Source organism: Pantoea sp. ABR1s (genome assembly GCF_057812235.1).
The window spans coordinates 2,956,543-2,970,058 of sequence record NZ_CM173823.1 but is presented as its reverse complement, the minus strand read 5'-3'; the positions used below and the strand labels follow the sequence as shown (position 1 = coordinate 2,970,058).

The following is a 13,516-nucleotide window of genomic DNA, read 5'->3' as shown; positions in this document are numbered from 1 at the left end:
GTGCTTACTCGCTCAGGACGTCGTCTCCGTTGACAAACGTCTTTATGATTTTAAAGTCGCGCGTAAACACAGTCAGGTTCGCGATTTTTCCTGCTTCGATCGAGCCTGACTGCCTTTCCACGCCCATCGCCCGTGCCGGGTAGAGTGTTGCCATGCGCAACGCTTCGTCCAGTGCGATCCCTGCATGCTCAACGCTGTTTTGTACCGCTTCAATCATCGTCAGGGCAGAACCACTTAATGTGCCGTTTTCGTCGACACAGAGCCCATCGCGATAATAGATTGTTTTGCCTGCAAAAATAAACTCGCTTATGTCTGCGCCAGCCGGTGCAGTGGCATCCGTGACCAGCACCAGTTTGTCGCCTTTAATGCGTTTTGCATTGCGCACGTTAGCGTAATGTACATGTAAACCGTCCGCAATAATGCCGCAGTATACATCAGGCGAATCAAACAGCGCACCGATAAGCCCGGGTTCACGTCCCGCAAAAGTGGGCATGGCGTTGTAGAGGTGCGTCGCGAAACTCACACCAGCAGAAAAGCCCGCTTTAGCTTCTTCATAGGTCGCATTCGAGTGACCGGCTGAGACAATAATCCCGGCATCAGTCAATTGACGAATCACATGGCTACCCGCATTTTCAGGGGCAAGCGTGACTTTGGTGATGACGTCCGCGTTGTCGCACAGGTACTGCACCATTGCCGCATCCGGCAGGCGAATCAGCGCCGGATCGTGGGTGCCTTTTTTCGCTTTGCTCAGCCAGGGCCCTTCCAGATGCAGACCCAGCGCCTGATTCTGATGTTTCTGCAGGTAGGCGCGCATGGTTTCAATCGCCCGTTTCATCAGGGCGTCGCTGCTGGTGATAAGCGTCGGTAAAAAGCTGGTGCAGCCAGACTTTTCATTGGCGCGCTGCATCGTTTCCAGCGTTTCAATGCTGAGCGCCTCAAGGCTGTCATTGAACTGCACGCCACCGCAGCCATTGAGCTGGAGATCGATAAAGCCTGGCGCAATATTTGCCCCTGCCATATCCCGCTGCTCAATATCCGCCGGGAGTGCTTCACGCGGACAGACGCGCGCTATACGCCCATCGGCAACTACCACCGCGTGATTATCCAGAACCTCATGGCCACTGTAGATTCGACCGTTAACTAATGCGTACATCTCTCTTCTCCCGTCCTGGCCTGCTGTCACTCAGCGTAACAGCAGGGCATGACAATGTTCTGTTACACGCCTTTCATATTTTCCGCTTCCATTTCGCGGAAATATTTCACGGTTTTCACTTTCAGTTCCATGGTGGCCGGCTCATCGCACACTACCACCGATTTCGCGTGCAGCTGCAGGCAGCTGATAGTCCACATATGATTAACGTTGCCTTCAACCGCCGCCTGTAATGCCTGCGCTTTAACATGGCCGGTAACCAGAATCATCACTTCCTCTGCATCCAGCAGCGTACCGACGCCGACCGTCAGCGCATATTTAGGCACCTGATCAACGTCACCGTTAAAGAAGCGGGAGTTCGCCACGCGGGTGTCATGGGTCAGGGTTTTAATGCGGGTACGGGAAGCGAGAGAGGAAGCCGGTTCGTTAAAGGCGATATGACCGTCGTTGCCGACGCCGCCCATGAACAGGTGAATTTTACCCAACGCGCGAATTTTCTCTTCGTACTGACGACATTCTGCGTCAATATCGGGGGCATTACCATTCAGCAGGTTGATATTTTCCGGTTGAATATCAACGTGATCGAAGAAATTGCGATACATGAAGCTGTGATAGCTCTCAGGATGCTCTTTTGGCAGGCCAACATATTCATCCATATTGAATGTCACGACGTTTTTAAAACTGACCTGGCCCGCTTTGTGCATATCAATCAGGTGTTTGTACGCTTCCAGTGGCGTACCGCCGGTTGGCAGCCCCAGGACAAAAGGTTTATCCGCCGTCGGGTTAAACGCATTGATACGATTAACAATATGTCGGGCGGCCCATTTTCCCACCTGGGTTGGTGTCGCTAAAGGAATCAGTCTCATGTTTCACCTCAATTGAAAATAGAAAGGGGATGGCTAAGCCGTTGCGTGAGTCACCAATCTGAACAGATGATTCATTGTCGCCATGGCCAGCGCATAATTCAATATTTCGGATCATAAAATAAGTTTACGGTCATAGCCAGATGTTGCCGTATGAAACGATGTTTTTTAGTGATAAAAATCACATTTACCAGGCTTTTAATTTGCGAGGCGAATTAATTTATCATTACACTTCGCTGCGTGATATGAAGTGTATTAACGATCTTTGCAGCTGACATAACAACATTAAGCAGCGCAAAGCGACAAGTCAGGCTCATAGGGGGGAGGGGATATGTTAGGTTACTTACAAAAGGTGGGGCGCGCACTGATGGTGCCGGTAGCAACCCTGCCAGCAGCAGCGATATTAATGGGCGTGGGCTACTGGATCGATCCAGACAGCTGGGGCGCAGGTAATGCGCTGGCGGCATTGCTGATCAAGTCGGGTGCTGCCATCATTGAAAACATGTCAGTGCTGTTTGCGATTGGTGTCGCGTATGGCATGTCGAAAGATAAAGATGGTGCGGCAGCCCTGACCGGCTTTGTCGGATTCCTGGTAGTCACCACGCTCTGCTCACCGGCCGCGGTGGCGATGATACAGAAGATGCCGGTTGACCAGGTGCCTGTGGCATTTGGCAAAATTAATAACCAGTTTGTCGGTATTCTGGTCGGTATCCTGTCGGCGGAGGTCTATAACCGCTTCAGCCACGTCGAGCTGCCGAAAGCACTCTCCTTCTTCAGCGGACGGCGACTGGTGCCGATTCTGGTCTCGTTCCTGATGATCCTGGTCGCCTTTATCCTGATGTATATCTGGCCGGTTATCTTTAACGGTCTGGTGGGCTTTGGTGAACATATCCAGAAGCTCGGCTCTGCCGGTGCCGGTATCTACGCCTTCTTTAACCGCCTGCTGATTCCGGTCGGTCTGCATCACGCCCTGAACTCGGTGTTCTGGTTCGATGTTGCGGGCATTAATGACATTCCTAAATTCCTTGGCGGTGCACAGTCACTGGCTGATGGCTCGGCAACAGTCGGCATCACCGGTCGTTATCAGGCGGGCTTCTTCCCGATCATGATGTTTGGTCTGCCGGGTGCTGCGCTGGCTATCTACCACTGTGCGCGTCCTGAGAACCGCGTCAAAGTGGGTAGTATCATGCTGGCCGCGGCGTTTGCTGCCTTCTTTACGGGTATTACCGAACCGCTGGAGTTCTCCTTCATGTTCGTGGCACCCGTGCTTTATCTGATCCACGCCGTCCTGACCGGTATTTCTGTCTTCATCGCTGCCAGCATGCACTGGATTGCCGGATTTGGTTTCAGCGCCGGGCTGGTGGATATGGTGCTGTCGACCCGTAATCCGCTGGCGACACACTGGTACATGCTGATCCCGCAGGGTCTGGTCTTCTTCGTTATCTATTATGTGGTGTTCCGCTTTACCATCAAAAAATTCAACCTGATGACGCCGGGCCGCGAGCTGGCGGTTGATGGTGATGAAACTGATGGTTATGACGTTAACGTTGATAAAACGGATAGCGGTGAAAGTGCCACAGAGTCACTGGCGCGCCGCTACATTGGGGCGATTGGTGGTTCAGCTAACTTAACCAGCATCGATGCCTGTATCACCCGTCTGCGTCTTAACGTGAATGACTCGGCGCAGGTGAATGAGGCGGTTGCTAAGCGTCTTGGCGCGTCCGGTGTGATCCGTCTTAACAAACAGAGCGTACAGATCATCGTGGGTACCCAGGCAGAAAGCATCGCCTCGGCCATGAAAAAAGTGCTGACCAAAGGTCCGGTCGCTGCAGCGGCTACCAGCAGTGCGCCGGCCGAGCCGGACGTTAAACCGCAGGCGGTGCTGAACAGTGAGAAGCAGGTCATCGCCACGCTGCTGGCGCCGGTCAGCGGTGAAGTCGTGGCGCTGGATGATGTGCCGGATGAAGCCTTTGCCAGCAAAGCGGTGGGCGACGGTCTGGCGATCAAGCCCAGCGACAAATGGGTAGTGGCACCGATTGCCGGTACGCTGGTGAAAATCTTTAACACCAATCATGCCTTCTGTCTGGAAACCGACAATGGCGTGGAGATTGTGGTGCACATGGGGCTGGATACCGTGGCGCTGGAAGGTAAAGGCTTTACCCGTCTGGTTGAAGAGGGGGCCAGCGTGGTCGCCGGTCAGCGAGTACTGGAGATGGACCTTGAATTCCTTAACGCCAATGCCCGCTCAATGGTGAGTCCGGTCGTGGTCAGCAACAGCGACGATTTCGCCGGTCTGACTTTACTGGCACAGGGTCAGGTAATAGCAGGGGAAACCCCGCTGTATGAAGTGAAAGGCTAATCCCCGCAACAGAACCCCACAGGCAGGAAGCGATTCCTGCCTTTTTTGTTTTAAAGGCTTAACAAACGGTTGTTTCCCTCAGACGCTTTGTGGATCATACTCCGTTACTTCGTGGTACAAATCACCCGTTATTCGTATTGAGGATTTTTGAGATGAGTGAGGCTGAAGCCCGCCCAACTAACTTTATTCGTCAGATCATTGACGAAGATTTGGCGAGCGGTAAGCACAGCAGCGTGCATACCCGTTTTCCGCCGGAGCCCAATGGCTATCTGCATATTGGTCATGCGAAATCGATCTGTCTGAATTTTGGCATCGCCCAGGACTATCAGGGGCAATGCAACCTGCGTTTCGACGATACCAATCCGGTTAAAGAGGATATGGAATTCGTTGAATCCATCAAGCGTGACGTTCAGTGGCTGGGTTTTGAGTGGAGCGGTGAGGTCTGTTACTCATCAAACTATTTCGATCAGCTCTACAACTATGCCATCGAGCTGATTTCCAAAGGACTGGCCTACGTTGATGAACTGAGTCCGGATGAGATTCGTGAATATCGCGGCACCCTGAAAGAGCCGGGTAAAAACAGCCCTTATCGCGATCGCAGCGTGGAAGAGAATCTGGCGCTGTTTGAGAAGATGCGAAACGGTGAGTTTGCCGAAGGCACCGCCTGTCTGCGCGCCAAAATCGACATGGCCTCTAATTTCATCGTGATGCGCGATCCGGTGCTTTACCGCATCAAGTTCGCGGAACACCACCAGACCGGCAATAAGTGGTGCATCTACCCGATGTATGACTTTACCCACTGCATCTCCGATGCGCTGGAAGGCATTACGCACTCGCTCTGTACGCTGGAGTTTCAGGACAACCGCCGTCTCTATGACTGGGTGCTGGACAACATCACTATTCCGGTTCATCCGCGTCAGTATGAATTCTCGCGCCTGAATCTGGAGTATGCGGTGATGTCGAAACGTAAACTCACTCAGCTGGTGACCGAGAAGCACGTAGAAGGGTGGGACGATCCGCGCATGCTGACCGTTTCAGGTCTGCGTCGCCGTGGTTACACCGCCGCTTCTATCCGTGAGTTCTGTCGTCGTATTGGCGTGACCAAGCAGGATAACATCGTGGAGATGGCCTCGCTGGAGTCCTGTATCCGCGATGATCTCAACGAGAATGCGCCCCGCGCCATGGCGGTTTTAGATCCGCTTAAAGTGGTGATCGAAAACCTGCCAGCAGGCCATAGCGAAATCGTCACCATGCCAAATCATCCGGGTAAACCGGAGATGGGCACGCGTGAAGTGCCGTTCAGCCGCGAGATCTGGATCGATCGCGCGGATTTCCGTGAAGAGGCGAACAAACAATATAAGCGTCTGGTGCTGGGCAAAGAAGTCCGCCTGCGTAACGCCTATGTGATTCGTGCTGAGCGGGTCGCCAAAGATGAAGCGGGCAACATTACCTGCATCTACTGCACCAGCGATGTTGATACGCTGAGCAAAGATCCAGCCGATGGCCGCAAAGTCAAAGGCGTGATTCACTGGGTTTCTGCGGATCACGCGCAGCCAGCTGAGTTCCGCCTGTATGACCGTCTGTTCAGTGTGCCAAACCCGGCTGCTGCAGAGGATTTCCTGGCGGTCATTAATCCTGAGTCACTGACCATCAAAAACGGCTTTGTTGAACCCAGCCTGCGCGATGTGGAACCAACAACACCGTTTCAGTTTGAACGTGAAGGTTATTTCTGCGCCGACAGCGTTTACTCGAAACCGACGCAACTGGTGTTTAACCGCACCGTCGGTCTTCGTGATACCTGGACCAAAACGGGCGAATAAATTTTTTGGGGCTGACCTCATAAAATGACAAAAGGGTGATTTATCGCCCTTTTTTATTGCCCCGATTTTTACCATCGCCGACGTTTATTCTGCACTAACCACAACCGGTTCAATACCGCCTTGTGGGAGTAATCTGAGTTTAAAAAAATTAATCAATTTCAGGATGTGAATTGTCAGCTTTCAGGTAGGCTATCCGCTCTCAGAGGTTGCAAAGCGGGTTACAGAAGGAAAAAAAATGACAGTTCTCGCCCAGGAAGCCAAACACAGTGTCGTCGTTTTACATCAGCTCATTGAACGTATTTTTAATCAGCCAGCCGGATCTGATGACAGTTTCCAGCTGCTGATGTCCTATTTTCATCCTGAATTTCGCATGGTGACCCCAAAGGGCAAAGAGTACAATCTGAACGAGGTCGAGGATCTTTTTCAGCAATTACAAGGGCAGCGGGAAGGGATGCGCATTGCCACCTGTGAACATGTCATTCTCTCTCATCATGAAAAAGAGATCGTCGTACAGTATCGCGAAATGCAGATGATGAACGGCAATAACCAGAGCCGCATTTCGCTGGCCATTCTGGATTGCAGCAGCTCCATTCCACGCTGGCGCTATCTGCAGGAGACGCTGGTCGCGTGAGGTGAGGGCAGAAAACAGACGAAAAAAAACCGGTGAATTCACCGGTTTTTTTATTTCAGGCCGCGCCAGCGTTACTGGTCGTGCAGCGTTTCGTCTTCACGGCAATCGCCCAGCGTACAGTGTCCATAGAGATAGAGGCTGTGGTTGGTCAGCTTGATGCCATGGCGGGTCGCGATTTCACGCTGACGCGTTTCAATCGATTCGTCGCTGAACTCGATAACCTTGCCGCAATCCAGGCAGATCAGGTGATCGTGGTGATGCTGCTGCGTCAGTTCGAAGACAGACTTGCCGCCTTCAAAGTTGTGACGAGTCACAATACCGGCATCATCAAACTGGTTCAGAACACGGTAAACGGTCGCCAGGCCAATCTCTTCGCCAATGTCGATCAGGCGTTTATACAAATCTTCCGCACTGACGTGATGGCACTCAGGTTCCTGAAGCACTTCCAGAATTTTCAGTCTGGGCAGCGTTACTTTCAGGCCAGCCTTCTTTAATGCGGTGTTGTTGTCAGTCATGCGGATTTTGTCCTGTTACTAATATTCACTTTTGTGGCTTATCGCCTTGAATGTCGATCTGTGCTCATTCTCATTTGCGTCTCATTATAGAACTGAAGCGATGAAATGAAAACCAGAGGGCGTGTCTGAATCATCATGGGCTATTGGGGATTCGTCACCGGGCCGGGGAAGATTCTGACAGAGGTCTGTTAGCACATCACTTAGTCTTGCCGCCTGAGAAAATAAGCGGAAGATCGATGCGGGTATTCTACAGATTAAACGGAGAAAGTTAAAAAAATGTGGCTATTATTTCTATAGGCATTTTCATTGCCTCAATGTGAGCTGGCGCTCACATTGAGTCGGGCAGGATCAGGCTTCGATGATCTCTTTCAGCTGCAGTTCATCAAAAATCTGCTTAACCCATTGGTCAACACGCTGGCTGGTCAGCTCAGGCTGGCGATCTTCGTCAATGGCCAGGCCCAGGAAGTGGGTGTCATCGGCCAGGCCTTTCGAAGCTTCGAAGTGATAGCCTTCAGTTGGCCAGTGTCCGACAATCACGGCACCGTGCGGTTCGATAATGTCGCGAATCGTGCCCATGGCATCACAGAAATACTCTGCGTAATCTTCCTGGTCGCCACAGCCAAACAGCGCAACCAGCTTGCCGTTAAAATCGATCTCTTCCAGCGTCGGGAAAAAGTCATCCCAGTCGCACTGCGCTTCGCCGTAGTACCAGGTCGGAATACCCAGCAGCAGGATATCAAACGCTTCCAGATCTTCTTTTGTGCTTTTTGCGATGTCATGGACTTCTGCAACATCTGTACCCAGCTGTTTCTGGATCATTTTTGCAATGTTTTCGGTATTGCCGGTATCGCTGCCGAAGAAGATGCCTACGAGTGCCATGAGTAAAATAACCTCTTAAATCCTGATGATGAGATGTGTGCCGCAGCACATTTCAGCGAATAATAGCAGACGAGAGAAAACCGGTGAACGGTTAAAGCCCCGACATTTGCCTCTGCGTGCGATTTGCCCGCATTAATCCAGTTTGAGCTGTGCCAGTAGCATCTGTTCAATCAGTTCGCTACGGCTGAGATTGCGCTGTTCTGCCAGCGTATTGAGTGCATCGACGGCGTCACTGTTCATTTTCAGTTCGACACGACGAAGTCCGCGTCCTTTGTCACGTTTCAGTTGATTGCGCTTGTTAATGCGCAGCTGTTCATCACGCGAAAGCGGACTGGTTTTGGGTCGACCAGGGCGGCGCTCATCAGCAAAGAGATCGAGCGTCGTGCGGTCAGTCTGTTCTTTTGCCATGGCTTAGTAAAACTGAATGGGGGCGGGCGCCAGACACTCACCGCGCAGATTATAAATTATTGGCCATTGCCGCAGCAAAACTGACCCGCGGCAAAATTTTAGCGCGCCATCATACTTCACGCTTACGCCGGACGCCAATCCTAAACCTTTGCCGCCATCTATTTGCTTTTAAAGCGCAAAAAAGCGACGGACACTGCGCAAAACGGCATCGGGTTTCTCTGCATGAACCCAGTGTCCTGCGCCACCGATCACATGCGCCTGAGCAGCCGGGAACTGCTGCAGCAACGCATCGCGATAGCTGTTATCCAGGTAGCTGGAGTCGCCGCCGCGAATAAACAGCGCCGGGTGATTCCAGGCGGGAACCGGCTGCCAGCCAGAGATCGTGGTGTAGTTATCCCACAGCACCGGAACGTTGAAGCGCCACTCCCCCTCCTGGAAGGATTTCAGCAGGAACTGGACCACCCCTTCTTCCTCGATCAGCGTTCGCATGACCTTCGCCGCCTCGCTGCGGGATGAGACGCCCGCATCGGTGACGGCACGAATGCCGGCAAATATCTGGTCATGACGGCGCGTCTGGTAATCCACCGGGGCGATATCGATCATCACCAGGCGCTCAATGCGTTCCGGCACCAGCGCGCTCATGGTCATGGCGATTTTACCGCCCATCGAGTGTCCGATCACCGCGACGCGATCAATGCCATGTGCATCCAGCGTATCGACCATATCCTGCGCCATTACAGCGTAGTTCATCTCGTCGGATCGTGGTGAAAGGCCGTGGTTGCGGACATCTACCTGCAGCAACGGACCGGCATCTTTCAGCCCGCGCGCCAGCACGCCAAGGTTATCGAGACTGCCAAACAGACCGTGAATAAGCAGGATGGGCAGAGAATCAGCAGGGGATTGTTCAGTTTGCAGACGGGCGTTCAAAATCATAGCAAAGTTCTTAAGTTTGAGACCTGAGCTTAGGTTATCATGGTTTCACCTTTTCAGGCGCGCCGGTTCCGGCGGCATTAGGACATATTCTGACTTTTGCCCGTAAACCGTTTGATTGCTAACAACCCGCCTGACTTTAACTTTATAATCCTGATGTTAGAACCCACACACCCTTTGAATTGCCTGACTATACTCAGAGCTTTTCAGGAAACAGGTGGTTCTGTCATGAGAAAGAACCGTACGGAATAAGATGAAAACGATCGAAGTTGACGAAGAGCTCTACCGTTATATTGCCAGCCACACGCAACACATTGGTGAAAGCGCATCCGACATTCTGCGTCGTATGCTGAAGTTCACGGCCGGTCAGACTGCACCCGCTTCGCCTGCACAGCCAGCCTCAAAAGATGCAGCGAAAGAGTCCCAGCCTGCGTCTGTGGGTTCGCGCCCGCAGGATCGTGTCCGCGCGGTGCGCGAGCTGCTGCTTTCCGATGAATATGCGGAGCAGAAGCGGGCGGTGAATCGCTTTATGCTTATCTTGTCAACGCTCTATCGTCTTGATACCGCAGCCTTTGCTGAAGCTACTGCATCTCTGCAGGGCCGCACCCGCGTCTATTTTGCAGGTGATGAGCATACGCTGTTGCAGAATGGCACCCATACTAAGCCGAAGCATGTGCCCGGCACGCCGTACTGGGTGATCACCAACACCAATACTGGTCGTAAATGCAGCATGATCGAACACATCATGCTCTCGATGCAGTTCCCTGCGGAACTGACCGAGAAAGTTTGCGGCACCATTTAAAACTTAAGCGTCAGGGAGCAGCGCCAATGGCCAATCACCCACGTGCCGGGCAACCCGCCCAGCAGAGCGATTTGATTAACGTTGCACAATTAACGTCACAATATTATGTCCTGCAGCCCGATGTGGCGAACCCGGAACATGCGGTGAAATTTGGCACTTCAGGCCATCGCGGCAGTGCAGGGCGTCAAAGCTTCAACGAGATGCACATTCTGGCGATCGCTCAGGCGATTGCCGAAGAGCGTAAAAAGAATGGTATCACCGGGCCTTGCTACGTCGGTAAAGACACCCATGCGCTGTCTGAACCCGCCATCCTGTCTGTTCTGGAAGTGCTGACGGCGAACGGCGTTGATGTGATTGTGCAGCAGGATAATGGCTATACGCCAACCCCTGCGATCTCGAATGCGATTCTTGAGCACAACAAAGCGGGTGGCGCGCTGGCTGACGGCATCGTGATTACGCCGTCGCATAACCCACCAGAAGATGGCGGCATCAAGTACAACCCACCTAACGGCGGACCTGCTGATACCAACGTCACCAAAGTGGTTGAAGATCGTGCCAATCAACTGATCAAAGATGGCCTGAAAGAGGTGAAACGTCTGCCGCTGGAGCAGGCGATGGCCAGCGGTCATGTGGTCGAGAAAGATCTGATCCAGCCTTATGTTGAAGGTCTGGCAGAGATTATCGACTTCCCGGCGATTCAGAAAGCGGGCCTGAAGCTGGGTGTGGATCCACTGGGTGGTTCCGGTATTGCTTACTGGCAGCGTATTGCTGAGCACTACAAGCTGGATCTGACGCTGGTGAATGACGCGGTCGATCAGACCTTCCGCTTTATGCATCTGGATAAAGATGGCGTGGTCCGCATGGACTGCTCGTCTGAAAGCGCAATGGCAGGCCTGCTGGCTTACCGTGACAAGTTCGATCTGGCGTTCGGCAACGATCCCGATTATGACCGTCACGGCATTGTGACCCCGGCGGGTCTGATGAATCCAAACCACTATCTGGCGGTGGCGATCAACTATCTGTTCCAGCACCGCCCACAGTGGGGTCAGGATGTTGCCGTGGGTAAAACCCTGGTCTCCAGCGCCATGATTGACCGTGTGGTCAACGACATTGGTCGCAAGCTGGTGGAAGTGCCGGTGGGTTTCAAATGGTTTGTTGATGGTCTGTATGACGGCAGCCTCGGTTTCGGTGGCGAAGAGAGCGCAGGCGCTTCATTCCTGCGTTTCGACGGTACGCCGTGGTCTACGGACAAAGATGGCATCATCATGTGTCTGCTGGCCGCTGAAATTACTGCCGTGACCGGTAAAAACCCGCAGCAGCACTATGACGAACTGGCAGCGCGCTTTGGCGCACCAAGCTACAACCGTCTGCAGGCATCAGCCACCTCAGCGCAGAAAGCCGCGCTGTCGAAGCTGTCACCGGAGATGGTCAGCGCTGATACGCTGGCAGGTGATCCTATCACCGCTCGTCTGACTGCCGCGCCAGGTAATGGTGCATCTATCGGCGGTCTGAAAGTGATGACGGAGAATGGCTGGTTTGCTGCTCGTCCTTCAGGCACCGAAGACGCTTACAAAATCTACTGTGAAAGCTTCCTGGGCGCTGAACACCGCGCGCAGATTGAGAAAGAAGCCGTTGAGATTGTCAGCGAAGTGCTGAAAAACGCCTGATTAGTCAGGCAGATAAAGAGGCGCATCGCGCGCCTCAGAGCTGCTGACAAACTCACATCAGGGTAAATCTGACCGCAACGGATTTATTTAACGCGCAGGGAACAGGGTCAGAAGAGGAAAGCGTCCCACGCCATGGATGGCGTGGGCCGAGCGTGTCATGGATGACGGCTTTTGCGTCTTTCCGATCTGACCCTGTTTCCTGAGCAAGCTCGGTCTCACAGCGAACCGGGCCAGAATTCGTTGACAGTCTCAGGCGCCTCTGGCGCCTTTTTTTATGGCATAAAGCGATAGCCGATCCCGGTTTCCGTCAGCAGATGAGCCGGTTGTGTCGGATTGGCTTCCAGTTTCTGGCGCAGATGTCCCATATAGATGCGCAAGTAGTGGCTGTGCTCCACCGCATTGGGTCCCCAGACCTGGCTCAGCAACTGCCGCTGCGTCAGCACCTTGCCGGCATTGTTAAGCAGAATACTCAACAGACGAAATTCAATCGGGGTAAGGTGAATCTCGCTGCTGCCGCGCTGTACCCGTCGTGCGGCGAAATCGACGCTGACGTCGGCGAACGTCACCCTGGCATCCGGCTGCTGGCCACTATGACGACGCAGCGCAACCCGGACACGCGCCAGCAGTTCGCCAATGCCAAAGGGTTTAGTCAGATAGTCATCTGCCCCCGCATCCAGTGCGGCGATCTTATCCTGCTCATCGCTGCGCGCTGACAGCACAATCACCGGTATGGCGCTCCACTGTCGCAGGTCACGAATGAAATCGGTGCCATCTCCATCCGGCAGACCCAGATCCAGGATCACTAAGTCCGGCTTGCGGGTCGCCGCTTCAATCAGTCCGCGTTGCAGTGTATCGGCATCAAACACCTTAAGGGCTTCATTTTCCAGCGCCAGCCGGACAAAGCGCCGGATCTCTTTTTCATCTTCAACGATCAAAACCGTGGTCACGCAATACCTGCCTTGAGTGGGGACCGAAGCGCTACTTTATCAACATTTTATGCTGGCGTCCGTGACCATAATCTGTCGGCCCTTTCAACGCTAACGCAACCAAGCGGTAACCTTTTTGTAACTTAATTACAGGTTGATTCTTAAACATCAAAAATAGCGGTAAATAAGTGGTCAGATGAGTAGTAAAATTACACAACCTGGCGTAAAGTTGAACACAGATCACATTCACACTATTTCACTTACCGGGAGGAGAAACCATGTATCGGGCTTATCCACGTTATAAAATTATTGCGCGACGTACGCTGGTGGTTCTTCTCGGCGTACTGGCGCTTCCTGTTATGCTGTTTCGACAGGATCGGGCACGTTTCTACAGCTATCTGCACCGCGTCTGGTGTAAGACCAGCGCCAAGCCGGTCTGGCTGGCGCAGGCTGAAGCGGGTGGTGGCGCGTTCTGGTGATTTCCCCTGCCGCAAAACAGGCCTGGTCAACTGACCGGGCTTTTTTTTGCGTTTTTTCTGAGAATAAGCGATCCGGAATCCCGTTTT

At 53.0% G+C, this 13,516-nt stretch carries 13 protein-coding genes; 6 read left to right on the top strand and 7 right to left on the bottom strand.

The annotated features are described in order from the left end of the window. Positions 1-4 precede the first annotated feature (4 nt). Positions 5-1,153: an N-acetylglucosamine-6-phosphate deacetylase gene (gene nagA, locus ACXKZD_RS13995; RefSeq protein WP_159227180.1), complete on the bottom strand. Its 1,149-nt coding sequence runs from the start codon at positions 1,151-1,153 to the stop codon at positions 5-7. A 62-nt stretch (positions 1,154-1,215) separates the two neighbouring features. After that, positions 1,216-2,016, bottom strand: a complete 801-nt coding sequence (gene nagB, locus ACXKZD_RS13990; protein ID WP_010260676.1) for a glucosamine-6-phosphate deaminase — start codon at positions 2,014-2,016, stop codon at positions 1,216-1,218. A 328-nt stretch (positions 2,017-2,344) separates the two neighbouring features. Between nagB and nagE the strand changes: the two genes are divergently transcribed. The 3 genes from nagE (at position 2,345) to ACXKZD_RS13975 (ending at position 6,823) form a co-directional block, all read left to right on the top strand. Continuing rightward, positions 2,345-4,372 carry an N-acetylglucosamine-specific PTS transporter subunit IIBC gene (gene nagE, locus ACXKZD_RS13985; RefSeq protein ID WP_031293061.1) on the top strand — a complete coding sequence of 676 codons (2,028 nt, stop codon included), beginning with the start codon at positions 2,345-2,347 and terminating at the stop codon, positions 4,370-4,372. A gap of 152 nt (positions 4,373-4,524) precedes the next feature. Beyond that, positions 4,525-6,192 (top strand): glutamine--tRNA ligase, encoded by a 1,668-nt coding sequence (gene glnS, locus ACXKZD_RS13980; RefSeq protein WP_010671287.1) that lies wholly within the window; start codon positions 4,525-4,527, stop codon positions 6,190-6,192. Between the two features lie 235 nt (positions 6,193-6,427). Next, a complete protein-coding gene (locus ACXKZD_RS13975) occupies positions 6,428-6,823 on the top strand; it encodes a hypothetical protein (protein WP_010260686.1) in 396 nt (131 codons plus the stop codon). Between the two features lie 71 nt (positions 6,824-6,894). On the opposite strand, the gene fur is transcribed toward ACXKZD_RS13975, so the two are convergent. The 4 genes from fur to ybfF form a co-directional block, all read right to left on the bottom strand. Further along, on the bottom strand, positions 6,895-7,338 hold the full coding sequence (fur, locus tag ACXKZD_RS13970; protein ID WP_009091454.1) for a ferric iron uptake transcriptional regulator: 444 nt from the start codon (positions 7,336-7,338) through the stop codon (positions 6,895-6,897). 348 nt (positions 7,339-7,686) lie between these two features. Further along, a complete protein-coding gene (gene fldA / locus ACXKZD_RS13965) occupies positions 7,687-8,217 on the bottom strand; it encodes a flavodoxin FldA (protein ID WP_010260687.1) in 531 nt (176 codons plus the stop codon). 132 nt (positions 8,218-8,349) lie between these two features. Then, complete coding sequence (gene ybfE / locus ACXKZD_RS13960; RefSeq protein WP_010260688.1) at positions 8,350-8,625, bottom strand: LexA regulated protein; 276 nt, start codon at positions 8,623-8,625, stop codon at positions 8,350-8,352. Between the two features lie 168 nt (positions 8,626-8,793). Beyond that, entirely contained in the window at positions 8,794-9,558 is a 765-nt protein-coding gene (ybfF, locus tag ACXKZD_RS13955) for an esterase (protein WP_187499861.1), read from the bottom strand. 250 nt (positions 9,559-9,808) lie between these two features. Here ybfF and seqA point away from each other — a divergent pair, with 250 nt between their 5' ends. Beyond that, a complete protein-coding gene (gene seqA / locus ACXKZD_RS13950; protein ID WP_010260690.1) occupies positions 9,809-10,357 on the top strand; it encodes a replication initiation negative regulator SeqA in 549 nt (182 codons plus the stop codon). Positions 10,358-10,383: 26 nt separating this feature from the next. Beyond that, the gene (pgm, locus tag ACXKZD_RS13945; RefSeq protein WP_132499465.1) at positions 10,384-12,024 is read left to right on the top strand and encodes a phosphoglucomutase (alpha-D-glucose-1,6-bisphosphate-dependent); all 1,641 of its coding nucleotides are present in this window, start codon (positions 10,384-10,386) and stop codon (positions 12,022-12,024) included. Between the two features lie 272 nt (positions 12,025-12,296). Here pgm and kdpE read toward each other — a convergent pair whose 3' ends face one another. Further along, the gene (gene kdpE / locus ACXKZD_RS13940) at positions 12,297-12,971 is read right to left on the bottom strand and encodes a two-component system response regulator KdpE (protein WP_010260694.1); all 675 of its coding nucleotides are present in this window, start codon (positions 12,969-12,971) and stop codon (positions 12,297-12,299) included. A 257-nt stretch (positions 12,972-13,228) separates the two neighbouring features. Here kdpE and ACXKZD_RS13935 point away from each other — a divergent pair, with 257 nt between their 5' ends. After that, positions 13,229-13,429, top strand: coding sequence for a DUF2517 family protein (locus tag ACXKZD_RS13935; RefSeq protein ID WP_010671290.1), 201 nt, complete (start codon positions 13,229-13,231; stop codon positions 13,427-13,429). The last annotated feature ends 87 nt before the right edge of the window (positions 13,430-13,516 follow it).

Excerpts from the sequence above, each read along its gene's own strand:
- nagA (WP_159227180.1), bottom strand. The coding sequence starts at position 1,153 with ATGTACGCATTAGTTAACGGTCGAATCTACAGTGGCCATGAGGTTCTG.
- nagB (WP_010260676.1), bottom strand. The coding sequence starts at position 2,016 with ATGAGACTGATTCCTTTAGCGACACCAACCCAGGTGGGAAAATGGGCC.
- nagE (WP_031293061.1), top strand. The coding sequence starts at position 2,345 with ATGTTAGGTTACTTACAAAAGGTGGGGCGCGCACTGATGGTGCCGGTA.
- glnS (WP_010671287.1), top strand. The coding sequence starts at position 4,525 with ATGAGTGAGGCTGAAGCCCGCCCAACTAACTTTATTCGTCAGATCATT.
- ACXKZD_RS13975 (WP_010260686.1), top strand. The coding sequence starts at position 6,428 with ATGACAGTTCTCGCCCAGGAAGCCAAACACAGTGTCGTCGTTTTACAT.
- fur (WP_009091454.1), bottom strand. The coding sequence starts at position 7,338 with ATGACTGACAACAACACCGCATTAAAGAAGGCTGGCCTGAAAGTAACG.
- fldA (WP_010260687.1), bottom strand. The coding sequence starts at position 8,217 with ATGGCACTCGTAGGCATCTTCTTCGGCAGCGATACCGGCAATACCGAA.
- ybfE (WP_010260688.1), bottom strand. The coding sequence starts at position 8,625 with ATGGCAAAAGAACAGACTGACCGCACGACGCTCGATCTCTTTGCTGAT.
- ybfF (WP_187499861.1), bottom strand. The coding sequence starts at position 9,558 with ATGATTTTGAACGCCCGTCTGCAAACTGAACAATCCCCTGCTGATTCT.
- seqA (WP_010260690.1), top strand. The coding sequence starts at position 9,809 with ATGAAAACGATCGAAGTTGACGAAGAGCTCTACCGTTATATTGCCAGC.
- pgm (WP_132499465.1), top strand. The coding sequence starts at position 10,384 with ATGGCCAATCACCCACGTGCCGGGCAACCCGCCCAGCAGAGCGATTTG.
- ACXKZD_RS13935 (WP_010671290.1), top strand. The coding sequence starts at position 13,229 with ATGTATCGGGCTTATCCACGTTATAAAATTATTGCGCGACGTACGCTG.